This is a genomic window from Wolbachia endosymbiont strain TRS of Brugia malayi (assembly GCF_000008385.1).
GTDB lineage: Bacteria > Pseudomonadota > Alphaproteobacteria > Rickettsiales > Anaplasmataceae > Wolbachia.
The window spans coordinates 382555-401036 of sequence record NC_006833.1 but is presented as its reverse complement, the minus strand read 5'-3'; the positions used below and the strand labels follow the sequence as shown (position 1 = coordinate 401036).

Genomic DNA, 18482 nt, shown 5'->3' with positions numbered 1-18482 from the left:
TGCTAAAATATGTGTGGCTTACACCAAGCAATATTATAGCTATTTCAGATAGTGAGAAAAAATGTACTATAAGAATCACAAAGACAAAATTTGAAAGCATGTCCGTTCAAGTAAGTAGTGTTGGTTATATATAAGCTTTCTTTTCCTTCAATGAGGTCACTTATGCTTAAAGAATACCCTCCTTCTCACATCGGCAAAACCGCCATGGAAATGATTGACTTACCGCATATTAAGATAATATTGCAAGTTTTACTTGGCTAGTGAAGAGAAGAGTTGAAGAAGAGCAATACTCTATTATTTCTGAAAACGATAAGGATTATAAACCTATTGCAAGTACAAGTAAATAGTCTACCTATGGATATGCGATGGAGTCTACTAAAGAGGGAATTATTTTCAAATTTAAAGCCCAATTTTTTGCAAAACTTCTGAAAATATTCAACAATAATACCGAACACATTTGCTTTGTAGTTTTTTTAACTCTTTAGGATAGTAAGAGATACGTTACCATGTCATACGCTACATTTTCATCTTTACTTTTTAATTTAAACTCCATTGAGTTTTGTAGATCGCATACTAGAACCTGTTGGTTATTGTATACACACTCGTTTACGCTAAAACTAAATTCCAACAATTAGGGCCTTTATAATCCATATAAATCCTTTCTTTGTAGAAGGGAGTTAGAAATTTTAAGGAGTACATGCATAATCCAAAAGGATAAAATAAATTCTGTAAAGAGGTAAATCTCATGTACCCAGATCTGTTATAATAGGTTATCAATTCTTCCATAATAGAGTTATTGAGAGCTGTTGCACCAGCACGCACAAACATTTCTGTGAAAACCTCTTTAAGGAATAGACGGTAATTCCCCTTTTCACCCCTATCCATCCTTTGGAGTTAGATTTTCATATTTTGAATATAGATTTTTAATAAAGTTGTTAGTTATTATCTTTCCATTAATAATAAGATTATGAGCAAATTTATATTCGCTGTTAAAATCAATATCTAGGTCCTTATGTATTTATAACCAAAATTGAGCGTTTCTTCTGTAGGCCTTAGATTAGTATACTAATACTTCCTCACTTTACCTTTTAACTTACTAAATATTTTCTTTAATATGTCATACCTCTATCATTAATACTAATTTAAGTATATATTTGTTAAATTTTAATTACTATAGAAATGCCTTTGCCCACGTATTGCACAATGAATCACCATAAGTAACTGCTTTAAGGTAAAATTCTTTTCCCCTTGGAGCTTCAAAAAGGTACTATTGAATCATCAAGCAGAGTGAGTTTCTCACCTGCAGTATACTCATATTCTTCGGTACCTTCTTGCCCTCTAATTAGATTACTCATCTTATATTTATTTTTATCTGCAAGTTCAGCACTTTGGAATTCTACCACCTCTTTTCCAATTAGTGCTAGATTTGAATTTGCAATTAGACTCGTGTCTGGTAGCTTACCAAAACGTAATGTGAGACAAAAGTGGAACATAGTTTAGGTGATAAACCGCTAAAAGTGGTAAGTGAAACAAGTGCATCTTGCACTCAGGATTCATAAAAAAGTAAAAAAACAACTTTACTAGCTTAAATCTGCCGCTTTAACTTGAAGCTTATCTCTCAATTCTTCAACCTTGCTTAACTTAACTACATATGATTTACACAATCGTGTTTCAGATCTTGAAGAAATCTAGTATTAACGACAAGCCTTGAGCCTATTAAAATCCTCTTCAGCATGGTATGATGATCTAGTTAGTGGACTAGATGCAACCACTAAGAAACCTTTAGAATAAGCAATATATTTATAATGCTCAAATTCTTCTGGGGTAACATACCTATCAATCTTTGCATGCTTTGGAGTTGGTTGAAGATATTGACCGATTGTGATAAAGTCAACTTCAGCACTTCGTAAATCGTCCATAACTTGAAGTACTTCTTCTTTCGTTTCTCCAAGACCAACCATGAGCCCTGACTTTGTGAGGAGTTTAGGATTAATTTGCTTCACCATCTTCAACAAATATAGTGAATGAAAATAACGAGCACGCGGTCTTATTCTTGCATATAATCTTGGCACCATTTCAATATTGTGGTTATAGACATCAGGTGATGCAACAGCGATTGCTTCAAACGCTCCTTTCTTATTTAAAAAATCAGGAGTTAAAATTTCTACTGTTGTTTCTGGAGTTATTTTTCTAATTTCTTCTATACACTTTATAAACTGACTTGCTCCGCCATCTGGTAAATCATCACGGTCGACGGAGGTAATGACAACATATTTTAAGTTTAACTTTTTTATTGCTTTTGCTAAATTTTCTGGTTCGTGAGGATCTAACTTATTAGGGATACCAGTTGCAACGTTGCAAAATGCACAAGCACGAGTGCAAACAGAACCAAGAATCATCACAGTAGCATGACGTTTGTTCCAACATTCACCAATATTTGGACATGCAGCCTCTTCGCACACTGTATGTAGACCATGCAGTTTAACAGTATTTAAGGTCTCATTGAATATTTCACCAGTCGGAGCTTTTGCTCTGAGCCATGGAGGCTTGCTATGCATCTGAGATGCCTAATTCTACCTCTTGTTTTGCTAAAACTTTCTTCAACTTTCTTTTTATTTTTTGTGCTTTTTTGCTTAGTTTAACTGTTCTTGTATTGAGCAAAAAAGCGTCAAGATTACCTTTATAATCTATAGTCCTTAAGGTCCTTATTGCTACACGAAACTTAAATTTTTTATTTAATATATTACTTATCAATGTAACATTATGTAAATTTAAAAGAAAGATGCGTTTTGCTTTACGATTTGAATGTGATACCTTATTACCAAAAGATTTCTTTCTATTTGTTAATTCGCAAACTCTACTCACTTTGATATACCAAGTTATTCTATGTATTTAGGTTACCTTATATAGTGAAATAGTCAATACTCTCTTGCTTAATTTTTATACCATATACTGCTTTGTAGCCAAAAAATATCGTGATTTTCTCTATCATAAGAGAGACCATATGCTGAATTTCCAATGCTTTACTACCATTTATTACCACCAGATGCAATACACCTGAATTTATATTTTGTGCATATGAGATCTTTTTCGGTTTTGTACATTCTGCTATTTCTATTCCAACTATATTCTTCCAGTTTAAAATAAGACGTATTTCATTTCTGCTTATTCTATTCTTTATGCATTTCAATGCACAACTTTCCACTATAGACTTTAATTTTTTCGGGCCACTGCGTTTAAGCATTTTTTCACTATGAACTAGATTTCTCCATGGTTACAACATAGTGTGATAGATATTATTTATAAGATCCGGTAGCTGTGTCGATAATAAAACCAGACCACCATAGTAGATTTAATAAAACAACCTTATTAAAACTTTCACCTATCATCATATTTAGTTGTTTTAATCTACCTTTTCACAATCAACAAACTGTAATAAAAAGGCTCACCCCAGGTGGGTCATTTATAACGCATTCAACTTTTTCTATTAAGTCGCCTTCACTACCTACTACCTTCATTCGAATTGCTTATGCAGAATCAGAGAATAGTGTTGTAAAACAACCAGTAAGTAAACCAGTTACAAGTGATATTAATAAGATATTCCTTAATCTAAAAGCCATACAAATATATTAGCAAGATATCCTGCATTATAAAATCAATTTTTTGTTACTCTGTTACTTACCATAGATTAAATCTCTGCATTCCAGCGTTACATGCTGGAATAGCAGCTCTACCCTTCGGTCTTACACCGCAAAAAGCAGCATTTTTATAAAAAAATCATGTCAAAATAGCACTTGTCAGATAAACCGCAATTGCTCCATTCACCAAATTTTTGTGCCACCACCTCCATTTTATAATTAACTGACCTCTCTTTGTTTTTAATTAGGGATATTTAACTATCATTAACCTAAGTGAATTTTTGAACTAGATGCTATTTCAGTTTCAGCTACTTGGCTTAATGGACCCTTAAGGTAGATCTTGTGCAATTAACTTTTAGCTACGAATATTTAAGAAACTTACTAAATAAAAAAGGCAAAAGAAATACCGTAGTGCTGGTTTTGACCCTATAATAATTTAAATTGATACTGTAATAATTTGCTGACGCTTAGTTTAAGCGCTGTTTGGCTGAGTGCAGAAAAACTTAAAAGATATACAACTACTATAATTTGGTGTAACCACCAAAAAACACCTTAATTTTTTTTTACTAAATTTTGCCATTGAACCCATTCGGCTGTGAGTCAGAAATACCTTTACTATTTATGGTAAGGAAGTTGTTAAATTTTGTCAAGCAGTTTCTTACTTTGCCTTCTAAGGCTTTTACTCGTAACAACCACTGTGCCTGCGATCTTATCATGCCAAGTTTGGCAGCGCTTGTTGAAATTTGACCATATGAAGCCTAAAAATAATGGTGCAACCGACAATATAAAGGAAAAAAACCTCTTAGTTGCCTGTCTTATGGTCATTTTTCCAAAAGTTTGCGCATCTACAACTCTGAGCCCAAGCAATAATTTTCCAGGTGTAGCAGTGAACTTTATCCACATATATGCAACATAGCTAAAGAGCATGATGAATTGGACTATTTGACTCAGGATCCATAATTTAATGAACCTATTCTGCACCGCTTTTTCTTCTACAGACAGTGGCACTTGCATTTGATATTTTGCAGCAATTTGGCTGAATGTTGTCTCATTTTTTGAGTTTAAAAGATGATTTAAGACTCGGCTAAAAAATCCAAAGAATAACAAGAATAAAATGATAATAATAAAATCAAGCAATACCGAGATATAGCGCCTAAGTCCTGTAACATAACATACCCCATTTTCATCATTTTTTACCCTTTGAATAATATTTATAGAAGAGAGAACAGAAAATAAACGACCAAAAAATTTGTGTAACATAATGCACTTTCCGATATTTGAGTGCCCCTGGCCGGACTTGAACCAGCATGCTTTTGCAAGCAGCAGATTTTGAGTCTGCCGTGTCTACCATTCCACCACGGGGGCCTTTTTAAATGGTATAGACAATACAGGATTAGTCAAATTTTTTTGCTCTTACATCTTTCAAATGAATACTAAATATTCTACAATAATCGACAGTTACTCTAAAAACTTAAAATGAATAAACTAGCTAGTCTCATCAATTCAAAAAGTGTAGATAAGGAAATATGTAAATTGCCGCATAATTTAGAAGCAGAACAAATGCTTATTGGCGCAATGATTCGTGATAATAGAATCTGTGATGCGGTTGAAGACACAATCACTGCAGAGAATTTCTATGATCCACTGCATCAAAGTATTTTCACACAGATATCTAAAACCAGAAAACACGGTATAGTTGCCAATGAACTGAGCCTTAAAATGTTTTTTGAAAACGACCAAGCTTTTATCGAATGTGGTGGAGTTGAATATCTTGCAAAGCTTGCAGCAAAGGCAAGTATTGCACTCGATATCTATAGTTTGACTAGAATAATCCGCGATACCTACTTAAGAAGGTGCTTAATCAAGCTCGGACAGGAGATGGTTAATGATAGTTACAACTATGACATCGAAAATTCTGCACAGGTGCAAATTGAGCAAGTGATGACTAAGTTATTCAATTTAGCAGTAAAAAGGCTAGGTGAGAAAACATATATAAAGCTTGCAAGTTCAGTTAAAGATGTAGTTAAAAAAATTAGTACGCTAAAAAATAATCCAGAGGCTCTAGGCATTACAACCGGACTTCAAGATCTAAATCAGCTCCTTGGTGGTTTGCAGAAGTCTGATCTATTAATTTTGGCTGCAAGGCCTTCTATGGGTAAGACAGCATTGGCACTAAATATTGCGCTTAATGCTTGTAAGGTCTTGCAAAAAAGAGCGGATGAGCAACACTATGTAGCGTTTTTTTCACTTGAAATGTCAGCAGAACAACTAACTACAAGATTGATCACTATAGACTCAGGAATTAGCTATTATAAAGCATTAACTGGAAGGATTAGTGATTTTGAATTGCATGAATTCATCAATGCTAGTGCGGAATTATCTGAGTTGCCTTTCATCATAGACGATACTCCTGCGCTATCAATCAGCGCTCTTCGTACCAGAATACGTTTGTTATATCAATTATACAACGTAGAAGCAGTATTTATTGATTATTTGCAGTTAATCAGAGGAACAACAAAGAGAAGTAATGAAAATAGAGTGCAAGAGATTTCGGAAGTGACACAAGGCTTAAAGGCAATTGCAAAGGAACTAAATATTCCTGTCGTTGCATTGTCGCAGCTCTCCCGTTCTGTTGAGCAAAGAGACGACAAAAAACCACAACTTGCTGATTTACGTGATTCAGGAAGCATAGAGCAGGATGCAGACATAGTAATGTTCCTCTATAGAGAAGAATATTACGAACTGAGAAGGCAGCCAAGTGAGGGAAGCAATAAACATCGAGAGTGGCAAGAAAAAATGGAGAAAATTAGAAATGTTGCAGAGCTCATTATTGCAAAACAAAGAAACGGGCCAATTGGCAGTGTAAAGCTATATTTTGACTCTAACCAAGGTGCATTTAAAGATTACACGAAAAGGCATAGTTTGTAGCTTTCAGTAATCTTTTGCCAACGTCTATCTTTACTATGACTTCTTGATTTATCAATGAACTGCACAAACATTGTGATTTGATAAACAGAATTCAAAGTAGCTTACAGAAATGCAAAAACTACTTGACAAACTTTGCCGGTCCCCTTATAATGGTACTGAAGCTATTTGTTTATCTTCAGTCTGTGCAGATAAAATAACAGAAAAACTTAATGTATCTGTGTTTTATTTTTTACACTATGTGCACCTCATATCTTTTACATTGTTGTCTACATTGTCAGCTAGTGCTGCAAATCTTCCTGCTGGGCACTTAAACATTAAAAAATTCCAACATTATAAAATAGATAGTGAATAACTAGCTAACGGGGTTTCTTTTGTCCTTTTTTCTGCTTAGTAAATTTCTTAACGATTATAGTCTAGATTGGTTGCGGTTTAAAAGCAGTCGAGTCGTAGTTATTAAGTGTTTAAAACATAAAAAAATGCCAATGTTTTTAAATAGATATTAACCAGGACTCATTTGCCTTTTTTTTCTCCTAAAAAACTCCTCAATCAACTCTTCTTGTTAAACCAATAATAACCAAATTTCCGTACCCTTTTGATCAAATTTTTTACAACTTTCTCTTTAAATAATGTGTTTCATAGTAGTCTATATTTCTTTTCGCATATTCTTGTCCATATTTCAACATTTGATAAAAGATACGTGCTAATTTTCTTGCAGTAGCAATAATTGCCTTTGGGGCTCCTAAAAACTTAAATTAAGGAATTTCTTCCTGGTTTGACAGATTTCTTCTGTTTGGTGCTGTTTAGTAAATTTCTTAAATATTGTAACTACAGTCATTCTGCCGCTTGTTAGCGGGATCTAGGGATACCGCGAACGAATCCGCGGATGACGAACCGCGCCTAGTGTCACGCGCTGGAATGACACCACCTCTGGTGGACTAAAATTACAATGTTTGTATAGCTATGCGTTATATACTGGGATGACAATATAAGAAAGATCTAACAAAGGAAAGAGTAGGGAAAAGCCTACCTATTTTGCTCTAGTTAGTTACCGACTAAAAAACGAAAGAATAGAATGCAAAATTGAACAACATTTTCTATAATTAAATTTTTTAGATGAAGAAATGAAGATTCGCGTAGGAATTAACGGTCTTGGTAGAATAGGAAGAAGTGTATTGCGTGCTATCCATGAAGTAGGAAAATATAATGAACAAATAGAAGTTGTAGCTGTGAATGGATCACTCAGTACTGAGCAGCATGCACATTTAATTAGGTATGATTCTGTTCACGGCAAATTTAACGGTGATATTGGGTTTAATGAGTCCGAAAATTGGATTTCTACAAATGGCAAAAAGTTTTCTTTATACAGAGAACGGAACCCTGAAAATATTCCTTGGGATGTTGATGTAGTACTTGAATGCACTGGTGCATTTAACAAGCGCGCAGAAGCAGCAAAGCATAATACAGGAAAAGTTATTGTCTCTGCTCCAGTTTCAGATGCTGATATAACTATAGTTTATGGTGTGAATAATGATATGCTCAAAAAAGAGCATAAAGTAATATCAGCAGGTTCTTGTACCACAAATTGTCTCGCTCCAGTTGTAAAGGTTCTGCACTTCAATTTAGATATGAAAAGCGGTTTTATGACCACTGTACATGCCTACACGAATGACCAAAATGTTCTCGATGGTAACCATAGAGACTTACGCAGGGCAAGGGCCTGTGGGTTATCTATAGTGCCAACCACAACTGGAGCAGCAAAGACAATAGGTTCTGTCATTCCTGAATTAAAGGGAAAGCTAGACGGCACTGCCATTAGAGTTCCAGTTGCTAACGTTTCTATGGTTGACCTTAAATTCACCACTGACAAGAAAGTAACAGCTAAAGAAATAAACGAAATATTTAAAAACTCAGTAAATGATGTGCTTTCCATATGTAAGGAACCTTTAGTCTCAATAGATTTCGTGCATAACCCTTATAGTGCAATCGTGGATTTAGCTGGCACATATGTTACAGGTGATATCTGTAGAGTTGCAGCTTGGTACGATAATGAATGGGCTTTTTCACTAAGGATGTTGGACATAGCATTATTGTGCTATAATAGAATATGAATAGAAACCCTAACAAATATGCTTCCTTTTATGAACACCTCACAGAACTCAGAAAAAGGGTTATTTTTTGCTTTCTATTTTTTCTCATCGTCTTTGGTCTTTGCTACTATTTTAAAGAAAATATATATTATTTTTTACTTACACCCTTAATAGAAGTTACAAAAAATAGCAACGACTTTTCTCTAATCTATACAGATCTAACAGAAGCATTCTTTGTGTATCTCAGGGTTGCAATAATGAGCGCGTTTTTGTTTTCTTTTCCTGTATTTGCATGGCAATTCTATATGTTTTTAGCACCAGGATTATACAAAAGCGAAAGGGCAGTGTTGTTGCCATACTTAATTGCAACACCGATTTTATTTATAACAGGAGCTGCTGTAGTTTATTACTACATATTCCCTCTAGCCTGGAAGTTTTTTATCGCCTTTGAACACAGTGGTAAATCCTTCGGCATACCGATAGAGTTTATGCCGTCAGTTAGCGAGTATCTAGACCTTGTTCTCCAATTCATGTTTGCATTTGGCACTGCATTTCAAATTCCAGTCATACTTACATTAATGGTTAGGGTTGGATTACTTACTACGCAAAGTTTGTCGAATAAGCGCAGAGTTGCGATAGTAGCAATTTTCATTATTGCTGCGATCTTAACTCCACCTGATGTGTTAAGCCAAGTAGGGCTTGCTGTACCAATGTTAATTCTATACGAGCTATCCATCCTAATGTGTAGATATATTGAGAAGAAAGCAAAGGATTCTAATAGATGAAAAACTCTATCCATTGGCATCTATAAAAATTACATAATATATATTATGGAAAATAAACACAGTTACTTAGCAAGAGAAAATGCAATTTTTGTTCTTTATATATGTAAGTCTCCAAAGTACTCAAATGCATAAAACTATGTATTCTACTGGATTATCAACTGAGGTATTCAGAATACTGTGAATACCTCAACATATACTTAAATAAGAAAGTTGGTGTTTTGGTATTAGTTCGAGAAAATGGTTGAGAAATAAGCAAGAAGATCTTAAAGGAAAAAGATTTTCTTTCCGTATCCGTTCAGCTAAGCAGTGTGAAAGACAATAGATAGAAGATCGTGGAAAGGGTTTTTAGCCCCTTTGTTTCCCATGTTTAAGTATAATGGAATTATCCATTCATGGATACTGTCTTTCCTTTTTCTTCCTACTTGTTTTTTAAATTAACTACAGGGTTTATTAGCAGCAGGAGCAGGTGCTGGTGATGAGACTCCATCAAGTTTTTATCACTAGGTTTTGATATTGCATATGTAATACCACCAGCAGCAAATCCAACTACCAAAGCAGCAGCTACAGCACACACACTCGCAAGAAATAGGTATTTGCACTGAACAGACACAATAGAATTACATAATAATTAAAATAACAAAGCCATAGGTTCTATTACCTACTAACGTTTGATAGTTCATAAGTCTGAAACGCAAGTTAACAGACTATTATAATTTTTACTAAGATACTAATATAGTTAAGATTTAATAGTGAGATGTGAGGAACGAAAGGAACAAGAAATCATCATGATTGTGCAAATGATTGCCAACAGTTTTACCGTTAAGCACAGGTATATAAATTTATACTATAAAATGCAATGACTTACTTAAGCAGGAACAAAACCAAATAGAAACACAGATATTAAGACTGACTATGAAGCATTTAAAGAAAAGTTTTGCTTGGCAATAGCAATATCTTACATCACTGAATAATAGTGTTAAGCCAACTAGTTTTGGGAAAAATTCAATTAATACTTTTTTGCTTATTCCAATCATCGTACCCACTGCTGTAACAATAGCATCAATTGTGTGTGTCTACCTTTTTTTGGATGCTATCAGTATTAAAGATGGCGATTCTAAACTAGCTAAAACAGCAAAAATTTTAGTAAAAATCTTCATCCATATTGTTGCTGCTATGGTTTTAGTTCCGCATACTATATCAAATCTAATGACTTCACTAATACCTGGTCTTATTTTTTATTACATCAATAAAGATTTCTTTGACCAAAAAATACGAGTATAGAAGGTCAAGCAGTGGAGAAAATTAAGGTAAATAAAGAAGTTGATAAATTAGGGCAATAGAATGACGCAGATTAGGATCAATCAGATATAAAAGTAATATCTTGAGAGATGAAAGATAAACGAGCTATAGATCAGACTGTTATAGCAAGGATTGTAAATCATGATATAAAGGACAGTAAAGGGGTGATACGAACCAACCGCAAATGACCAAAGTGTTGCTATAAAGGAATCATTGCTGAAAATCTCCCTGATCAAACAGAAGGTTTTGCTTCTAGCTTTGGCTTGCAGTGTAGTCTTGTTAAAGAGGGTGGTATAGACTTGTAATGTGGTCTTAATGCATGGACTGGAGCTAACAAGGAGCAAGCAATGAAACTTTGAGAGAAAGTGAGCTTGCATAAATTTTGCTCTTTGGCAATGATGGCATATTGTCCATAGAGCAACACAGCGGCACACAAAGAAGATAAAATATAACTCTAGAGAAAGCTTTTAGTAATAGTGAGGCTTTATAACTATGTGCTCAAGTTAAGAGGTGCTTTCTGCATATTTTCATCTACTTGTACTGCTTTCATTTCATCTATTTTAGTACTAGGTTCTAATATTTTATCCGCAGCACAAGACACTACCCATGCTGCCGCTGCAACTATAACTACTGTTCCTATTATAGGATATGGCCCGAATGCGATTGTTTCAGTTACAAAAAGCGTTGTTGCTGTAGCAGTACCAAATAATATTGTTAAACCAAAAACAACAAAAGACACTTTACTCTGTTGGTCAAGTCGCTTCATCCTCTCTTCAGACCAAAGTGATTTCACACGCCGAATTATATAGTGACTTTTGTTAAAATTGCTCGGGATTTTACTATCATTATTCTTTGACAAAAGATCTGCTCTTTTTCCTATTAAAGTCTTAATTACCCCTTCGCAGCTACATCGAGCAGCCATATGTAAAGGATTACGCTTACCTTTATCTATTGTATTAACATTTACTCCTGCTTCTATTAGAGTTTCTGCTGTCTCTGCACCCTTGACCCAATGTAAAGGAGTGCGTTTATCTTTATCTACTACATTAACATTTGCTCCCGCTCCTATTAAAGTTTTTACTGTCTCTGCACCGTCAGCAAAATGTAAAGGAGTTATTCCATATTTATCTGCTGCACGAACATCTGCTCCTGCTTCTACTAGAACTTTTACTATCTCTTTACGACAGAACTGAGTAGCTATATGTGAAGGAGTGCGTTTATCTTCATTTGCTGCATTAACATTTGCTCCTGCTTCTATTAGAGTTTGTACTATCTCTTTACGGCCACATCGAGCAGCAAAGTGTAAGGGAGTGCATTTATCTTTATCTTCTGCATTAACATTTGCCCCTGCTCTTATCAGAGCTCCTATCATCATTTTTCCGATTAGAACTTCTATTTCCCCTTTACAACCAAATTGAACAGCTGTGTACAAAGGAGTCTTTCCATTTTCATCTTCTACATTGACATCTGCTTTTACTTCTAACAGACTATTCACTATACCAATATGACCCTTCTCAACAGCCAAATGTAAAGAAGTATGTTTATCTTTGTCCACTGCATTAACATCAATTCCTTCTACCCCAAATAAAGCATTCACCACATTTTTTAGATTATTGTGAACAGCTAAATGCAATAATCCATATTTTACTGCAAATAAGTGATTTACATCAAAATTAGTTTCCTTCCACTCTTCATATGTACTTGAATCTAGTGCTTTTAACTTCTCTTTTATTTTTGCAATTACGTTATCTTTACTTAAATCTGTTTCCTTATCGATTGCACTTAATATTTCTTTCCACTGTTCATATTCCATTGTCACCCCTTTTTAAATAATGTTTTAATTATCGTAGATTACGGCAAAAAAAGTCAATTCATTTTTTTGAGAGGAAAGCTTGAAACTCTTTCGTTGGTGAATTGTTACGCTACTTGAATGAATGGGAGATAAGCATCATGATAAAATTAGTTAAATTTTTAACTAAATAAAAAAAGCAAAAGAAGCCCTAGTTAATATCTATTTAAAAACACTAGCGTTTTTTTATGTTTTAAATACTTAGTAATCGCGACTTAGTTGTTTTTTATTGCAACTAACCTTTAGTCATAAATGTTTTAGAAATTTACTAGGCAAAAAAAAGGCAAAAGATATATTATGGTGATAGTATTTACTCTCTAATCCTGCAAATTAGTATATTATACTGTCCTAAACGCTTTATAAGCGAGTTTCAACTTATATAGGTAAAAAATTAGAAATATTGTGAAGACATAAGGTACATATAGTGCAAAAAATTAAACATAAGATGCTAACTATATAATACTTTGTCATTATCTAGGTGAAATTCCTAATTTTTATTAGTGAGCACATTAACTATGAAACAGTCTATATTGCCATCGAAGATGGAATTTATGTTACCCACCTCATATCCGGTCCTTAAATCCTTTACCATTTGATACGGATGCATAACGTATGACCTGATTTGATTGCCCCAACCTATGCCGCATTTTTTGCCGTACTCTTCAGCCATTTTCTGCTCTTTTTTCTCCAGTTTAATTTGGTATAAACGCCCTTTAAGTAATTTCAATGCCTCATTTTTATTCTGATGCTGGGAACGGTTATTTTGGCACTGAACTATAACACCTGTTGGAATGTGTGTAACACGCACCGCACTTTCAGTTTTGTTCACGTGCTGGCCGCCTGCCCCTGAAGCGCGGTAAGTGTCAATCTTTAGAGTTCCCTCATCCACAGCAATATCAATTGAATCCTCTATCACTGGAGTCACTCCTATGCTTACAAAACTGGTATGACGTTTACTGTTTGCGTCAAATGGTGATATTCTAACAAGTCTGTGAATGCCACTTTCGCTTTTTGCCCATCCATATGCCTTCTCTCCAATGATTTTTATTATTGCAGATTTTATACCAATTGAGTCTCCTTCTAACTTTTCTACAACTTCAACTTTAAAATTGTGATAAATCTCTGCCCACCTTATATACATGCGCATTAACATTTCAGCCCAATCATTGCTCTCTGTTCCACCAGCTCCTGAGTGTATTTCTAAGAAGCAATCATTATTATCCGCTTCATCAGTAAATAAGAAATCTGTTTCTTTACGCTTGATTAATTTCTCCAGTTTTACTAATTCATTTTCAACTTCAGAGAAAAACTCTTCATCGTTTTCATCAATAGCGGATTTCATTAAACTGATAGCATCATTATAATCACTTTCTAGCTTTGAAAACGACTCTACATCATTCTTAATTTTAGAATATTCTTTTAAAACTTCTTGTGCCTTTTGGTTGTCTTGCCATAGGTTACCATCCGCAGTCTGAGACTCCAACTTTTCGAGGCGCAATTTTAGTTTTTCTACGTCAAAGACACCTCCTGATAACAGAAATACTTTTATCTAAGTTCTGAAAATACTCAAGAATCTCTAGATAGGTTTTCATTATGCTTTAGATTTTAATATATTTATTATTAACAGCAATAACAGTACACAAAATAGAAATTTAACCATATAATAGTTAATTTAAAACAATCTTATTATACTCTAATGTTTAAAGGAATCAAGCATATACGTTTGTTAGAAAATAAGGTAAAATAATGAGTGTTGAGACAAAATTTCACTATGATTTAGATAAAAAGGCTATTGATAGCTTGGTAGAGTCACTCAATAATCAGAAATTAGAAAACATTCATAATATTATAAAAACAATAGATAGCGTTCAGCTAGCCTATTTTTTATCCACCTCAATCAGTGATCACAGAGAGCAGTTAGTTAGTGTCCTCGATCAATATTCATTAAGTAATGCTCTAGTGCATGTAGTACCAGACTTACAAGTGGAGATCATAGAAACATTGGGAATAGAAAATGCGGCAAAGTTACTGACACTCCTCGATGTGGAAGATATAGTAGCCATAGTGAAAGATTTGGACAGAAAATCCATAGAAAATATACTTAAATACCTGCCCAACGAAACTCAAAAATCAGTAGAGGAATTATTATCGTACCCAGAAGAAAGTGCAGGAAGATTGATACATAAAGATATGGTTATAGCTCCATATTATTGGACGATAAACCAATTAACAGAATTTTTGCGCAGTTATAAAAAAATACCAGAAAAATTTCATCAGATCTTTATTATTGACTCAAAATTAGAGCCTATAGGTAGTGTTAATTTGAACAAGGTAATATCTCACTCAGGAGAAACAATAATAAAAGAGATAATGAGTCAAGACATAAAGATTATTAAAACCGGAGTAGATCAAGAGGAAGTAGCAAGGGTATTTAAAGATTATTCTCTATTGTCAGCTCCAGTAGTAAATAAGCGTGGTAAAATCATTGGTGTGATCTTGATTGAAGATGTAATAAAAGTTGTTCAACAAGAAACAGAAGAAGATGTACTCAAAATAAGTGGTGTGTCGTCTAAAGCCGATATAAATGCTCCTATACATAAAACTATAATTCAAAGGCTACCTTGGTTATTATTTAATCTCTTAGCTGCAACAATATGTTCTGTAGTAGTTGGCTTCTTCGATGATATAATAAAAAGTTTTGTAGTGCTACCAATAGTTATGCCAATAATTACATCAATGAGTGGAAACGCTGGATCCCAAACAGTAACGCTAACCATTAGGGCAATTGCAACAAAATATTTGACTGAACAAAATGCAAACAGAATACTGATAAAAGAATTTTTCATAGGTCTTATAAATGGGATAATTTTATCTACTATTTCATTAATGGTATTGGCAATAAGATTTCATAGTTTCAAAGTGGAGATAATTTTTGTGGCTTCCATGGTTATGATGTCAATCATTGCAACGTTTATCGGAACTTTCATTCCTATAATGCTTCACCGTTTAAAATCTGATCCTGCAGTTTCTTCTTCAATTCTAACATCAGCAACAACTGATATTCTTTCAGCTTTTATATTTCTCGGTTTAGCTACACTCTTTTTATTAAATAGCTAAAAAGATTGCGCTATAAAAATCCTGCTTCAACTTTTGTGTTTCTTTCACACCTAGCCCTTTAAAGGATTACAGTATTTTTTCCAATGAATTATCAACCGTTAAGAGAAAATTAAGGCTTTTCAGTTTGATCTTTTTATTATAATAACTATAGGTTTATGTTCTTGATTGAAAATGATGTTTAGAAGCTTTCTCTTAATTTTTGTATTTACAGTACTTATCCCTCTGTCAAATGCTGATGCGAGGAAATATGTCAGAATTGTTGGGTCTTCAACCGTTTTTCCTTTTATCTCATTTATAGCTGAGGACTTTAATCGTATATTCTCCTTTAAGACTCCAGTTGTAGAATCAATAGGAAGCGGGCCGGGATTTAAAATGTTTTGTTCAGGAATAGGAGAAAATACACCAGATATTGCCACTTCATCTCGTCCTGTAAAAGAGGCAGAAATAGAGCTATGTAAAAGGAACAAAGTTAATGAAGTGGTAGAGGTCATTATTGGCTATGATGGAATTGTCGTTGCAAATTCGAATCAAAGCCATAAATTTGATTTTACAAAAAAGGATTTATTTGAAACTTTATCTGCATATTCTCAAGATAATGGTAAGCTAGTAAAAAATAACAAGAAGTTTTGGTCTGATGTAAATCAAACCTTACCAAAAACGGGAATTGAAATTTATGGTCCACATCAGAATACAGGCACATACGAAACTTTGGTTAATTTTGTTATGACTGATCAATACTCATGCATGAATTCAAGAATTTTTAAAGAAAGTTATAAGGATCCAGAAGAAAGAAAGAAAGCATGCAGTAATATAAGAGATGATGGAAGGTATATAGAAGTTGGAATCAATGAGAACATAGTAATACAAAAATTGAAAAGTAACAAGAATGCCTTAGGAATATTTAGTTTCAGCTTTTTAATGAGGAACCAAGATAAGATACAAGGGAGCACGATTGCAGGAATTGAGCCAACTTATGAAAATATATCATCAGGAAAATATATATTAGCAAGGCCTCTATATCTTTACATAAAGAAAGAACACTTAAATACAGTTGATGGACTAAGAGAATTCATTAGAGAAGTTATAGATTCAATCAGTACTGAAGGTGGGTACCTATCTAGGCTCGGTCTGATTCCACTTTCGAATGAAGATATAAAGAGAGTTTTAGCAAAAGTTCATGATATAGTGTAATACCTTTTGTTCTAGAAAATCAATCAGCACTTGTAAAACTTTGTGTTCAATTGCATTTATTGTTAAGATACTCCTATTACTACTTAGCTTAACAATGGTTATTCCTGCTATTACTATAAGTATCTGGGTTACTAATGGAAAAACTTCTGGCTAGGTTTATAACTACTTGCCATCTGGCACAAAATTTTTATTTTATTAGGTGATTTAAGTAGATTGTATGAAATGCTGGTAGTTTTGCGATTACCAACTCGTACCTAGACTGCTTTCTCTCTGTTTGGAGCTACTCTATTTTATCTTGATAATCTGAGCAGCTATGCCGGTTCATTGTTTGAAACGATATCTGGTATTACAACTACAGGAGCAACTGTATTTAATGATGTTGATAGGCAATTTCGTCCTAATTACTATAGGAATTGCGTTTTTTCCTATATTTAAAGTTCTGAGCCTAAACAATCTACTCTATTCTGAATACTTAAAAATGCTATAAAGAGAAGGTTACTGAACACACGCAAAGTGTAAGTGATTCATGCTATACGGCAATATATTATTGGCTTAATTTTACTATGTCTGCTATGTTAACTGGTAGATTTGCTAATTATAACTATTCCATAGGGTACTATAACGATCCCTTACTAGAAGTCATAACAATTATTTTTATAATCTTGGATTATCTATCCCTTTCTAAGCTATTTAAAGATCATAAGGCGGTTAGACATTTGTCATGACGAACAGGTTTCCTATTTTATTGAATAGCTATTGTTTCATCTTTGTTCACTTGCTCTTGGTTATATAAAAATGTTGATTTAGAAGTATCATTATCATTTAGATGCAGCACATTTACCATCACCTCTTTATTACATCAACTGGCTATACAACTTGTAATTATATAGGTTAGGGCTTTATTTTAGTCTTAGTTTTTTTCTAACTTTTGTTGGTAGATGCAGCCTCTCTGCCCCAGTAGCATAAAAATCTTCCGTTTGATCGTTTTTCTAAGGTCTATAGAAAACCAGTTTCGCCTTTTATTAAACCATTGACTATAAGCGATATAGTAAAATTTGATGATAAAACCCTAGAAAGTGATGAGGTTCACTCTTTCTTTACATTTTTTACAATTTATATATTAATATTCACTATTTTATCAGTAGTGATGTCTTACTTAAGTAATACAGACTTTATAACCAGCATTAGCTCAGCCTATACAACACTCACAAACTCTGGCCCAGAATTCAGTAACTTAATAGGATATTCAGGTAATTATTCTTTTTTTAGCGGAGAAGTGAAACTATCTCTGTCGTTTTTAATGCTGCTTGAAGCAAAGCTACAAAAAAAGCTACTTTCTATGCTCAACAAATCAGTTTGCTTATATAAATAAGCAAACTTTCTTGGATTCCAGTGTCTGCACACTGGGATGACAAAAAAGAGGCTACTTAGATGACAAAGAAAGGATACAAGGATGGTAAAAAATGGGCACTGAGATTGTGACAGGAGGGAATGCTGGAATGGTACCTGACGATTCGAAAATCGTCATACAGTTGAGCCGTAAAAAGCTGTTAGGTCTATAGTTTACATTTAAATTTTATTTTATATT

At 33.8% G+C, this 18482-nt stretch carries 14 protein-coding genes, 1 tRNA gene and 1 pseudogene; 7 read left to right on the top strand and 9 right to left on the bottom strand.

Features of this window, described 5'->3' with window-relative positions; translation table 11 throughout:
* Nucleotides 1-1256 precede the first annotated feature (1256 nt).
* The 6 genes from WBM_RS01800 to WBM_RS01770 all read right to left on the bottom strand — a co-directional run bounded on the left by WBM_RS01800 (nucleotide 1257) and on the right by WBM_RS01770 (nucleotide 5003).
* Entirely contained in the window at nucleotides 1257-1493 is a 237-nt protein-coding gene (locus WBM_RS01800) for a phage tail baseplate protein (RefSeq protein WP_041571440.1), read from the bottom strand.
* Nucleotides 1494-1694: 201 nt separating this feature from the next.
* A complete protein-coding gene (gene lipA, locus WBM_RS01795; RefSeq protein ID WP_011256502.1) occupies nucleotides 1695-2558 on the bottom strand; it encodes a lipoyl synthase in 864 nt (287 codons plus the stop codon).
* A complete protein-coding gene (gene rpmB / locus WBM_RS01790; protein WP_011256501.1) occupies nucleotides 2551-2865 on the bottom strand; it encodes a 50S ribosomal protein L28 in 315 nt (104 codons plus the stop codon). Before rpmB ends, lipA begins: the two co-directional genes overlap by 8 nt.
* 37 nt (nucleotides 2866-2902) lie before the next feature.
* On the bottom strand, nucleotides 2903-3244 hold the full coding sequence (locus WBM_RS01785; RefSeq protein WP_011256500.1) for a DUF721 domain-containing protein: 342 nt from the start codon (nucleotides 3242-3244) through the stop codon (nucleotides 2903-2905).
* A 1030-nt stretch (nucleotides 3245-4274) separates the two neighbouring features.
* Nucleotides 4275-4898 carry an RDD family protein gene (locus WBM_RS01775; RefSeq protein WP_011256499.1) on the bottom strand — a complete coding sequence of 208 codons (624 nt, stop codon included), beginning with the start codon at nucleotides 4896-4898 and terminating at the stop codon, nucleotides 4275-4277.
* A 22-nt stretch (nucleotides 4899-4920) separates the two neighbouring features.
* Nucleotides 4921-5003 (bottom strand) — tRNA-Leu (locus WBM_RS01770).
* A 111-nt stretch (nucleotides 5004-5114) separates the two neighbouring features.
* Here WBM_RS01770 and WBM_RS01765 point away from each other — a divergent pair.
* Both WBM_RS01765 and WBM_RS01760 read left to right on the top strand, forming a co-directional pair.
* Nucleotides 5115-6566, top strand: coding sequence for a replicative DNA helicase (locus WBM_RS01765; RefSeq protein ID WP_011256498.1), 1452 nt, complete (start codon nucleotides 5115-5117; stop codon nucleotides 6564-6566).
* Nucleotides 6567-6675: 109 nt separating this feature from the next.
* Nucleotides 6676-6918, top strand: a complete 243-nt coding sequence (locus tag WBM_RS01760) for a hypothetical protein (RefSeq protein WP_041571436.1) — start codon at nucleotides 6676-6678, stop codon at nucleotides 6916-6918.
* Between the two features lie 194 nt (nucleotides 6919-7112).
* Here the strand turns inward: WBM_RS01760 and WBM_RS06225 are convergent.
* A pseudogene (locus WBM_RS06225) lies at nucleotides 7113-7315 on the bottom strand (hypothetical protein); the annotation flags it as partial.
* Between the two features lie 372 nt (nucleotides 7316-7687).
* Between WBM_RS06225 and gap the strand changes: the two are divergent.
* Nucleotides 7688-8674 carry a type I glyceraldehyde-3-phosphate dehydrogenase gene (gap, locus tag WBM_RS01755; protein WP_011256497.1) on the top strand — a complete coding sequence of 329 codons (987 nt, stop codon included), beginning with the start codon at nucleotides 7688-7690 and terminating at the stop codon, nucleotides 8672-8674.
* Nucleotides 8671-9438, top strand: coding sequence for a twin-arginine translocase subunit TatC (tatC, locus tag WBM_RS01750; RefSeq protein WP_011256496.1), 768 nt, complete (start codon nucleotides 8671-8673; stop codon nucleotides 9436-9438). Before gap ends, tatC begins: the two co-directional genes overlap by 4 nt.
* Before the next feature lie 1789 nt (nucleotides 9439-11227).
* Here tatC and WBM_RS01730 read toward each other — a convergent pair.
* Together WBM_RS01730 and prfB are read right to left on the bottom strand one after the other, a co-directional pair.
* Nucleotides 11228-12550, bottom strand: a complete 1323-nt coding sequence (locus WBM_RS01730; protein WP_011256495.1) for an ankyrin repeat domain-containing protein — start codon at nucleotides 12548-12550, stop codon at nucleotides 11228-11230.
* A gap of 523 nt (nucleotides 12551-13073) precedes the next feature.
* Nucleotides 13074-14178 (bottom strand): peptide chain release factor 2 gene (gene prfB, locus WBM_RS01725; RefSeq protein ID WP_179943610.1). Its coding sequence is split into 2 segments (ribosomal slippage): nucleotides 13074-14102 and nucleotides 14104-14178, totalling 1104 coding nucleotides; the frame shifts between segments, so codons are not numbered across the junction.
* 154 nt (nucleotides 14179-14332) lie between these two features.
* Between prfB and mgtE the strand changes: the two genes are divergently transcribed.
* The 3 genes from mgtE (at nucleotide 14333) to WBM_RS05355 (ending at nucleotide 18266) form a co-directional block, all read left to right on the top strand.
* On the top strand, nucleotides 14333-15703 hold the full coding sequence (gene mgtE, locus WBM_RS01720; RefSeq protein WP_011256493.1) for a magnesium transporter: 1371 nt from the start codon (nucleotides 14333-14335) through the stop codon (nucleotides 15701-15703).
* A 174-nt stretch (nucleotides 15704-15877) separates the two neighbouring features.
* Complete coding sequence (locus tag WBM_RS01715) at nucleotides 15878-16894, top strand: substrate-binding domain-containing protein (RefSeq protein ID WP_011256492.1); 1017 nt, start codon at nucleotides 15878-15880, stop codon at nucleotides 16892-16894.
* A gap of 1030 nt (nucleotides 16895-17924) precedes the next feature.
* Nucleotides 17925-18266, top strand: a complete 342-nt coding sequence (locus WBM_RS05355; protein WP_083750412.1) for a hypothetical protein — start codon at nucleotides 17925-17927, stop codon at nucleotides 18264-18266.
* Nucleotides 18267-18482 lie beyond the last annotated feature (216 nt).

Bases quoted from the DNA above. Each gene is read 5' to 3' on its own strand.
- mgtE (WP_011256493.1), top strand. From the start codon at position 14,333: ATGAGTGTTGAGACAAAATTTCACTATGATTTAGATAAAAAGGCTATT.
- WBM_RS01800 (WP_041571440.1), bottom strand. From the start codon at position 1,493: ATGTTCCACTTTTGTCTCACATTACGTTTTGGTAAGCTACCAGACACG.
- WBM_RS01785 (WP_011256500.1), bottom strand. From the start codon at position 3,244: ATGCTTAAACGCAGTGGCCCGAAAAAATTAAAGTCTATAGTGGAAAGT.
- WBM_RS01765 (WP_011256498.1), top strand. From the start codon at position 5,115: ATGAATAAACTAGCTAGTCTCATCAATTCAAAAAGTGTAGATAAGGAA.
- lipA (WP_011256502.1), bottom strand. From the start codon at position 2,558: ATGCATAGCAAGCCTCCATGGCTCAGAGCAAAAGCTCCGACTGGTGAA.
- WBM_RS01775 (WP_011256499.1), bottom strand. From the start codon at position 4,898: ATGTTACACAAATTTTTTGGTCGTTTATTTTCTGTTCTCTCTTCTATA.
- WBM_RS01715 (WP_011256492.1), top strand. From the start codon at position 15,878: ATGTTTAGAAGCTTTCTCTTAATTTTTGTATTTACAGTACTTATCCCT.
- tatC (WP_011256496.1), top strand. From the start codon at position 8,671: ATGAATAGAAACCCTAACAAATATGCTTCCTTTTATGAACACCTCACA.
- WBM_RS01730 (WP_011256495.1), bottom strand. From the start codon at position 12,550: ATGGAATATGAACAGTGGAAAGAAATATTAAGTGCAATCGATAAGGAA.
- gap (WP_011256497.1), top strand. From the start codon at position 7,688: ATGAAGATTCGCGTAGGAATTAACGGTCTTGGTAGAATAGGAAGAAGT.
- WBM_RS01760 (WP_041571436.1), top strand. From the start codon at position 6,676: ATGCAAAAACTACTTGACAAACTTTGCCGGTCCCCTTATAATGGTACT.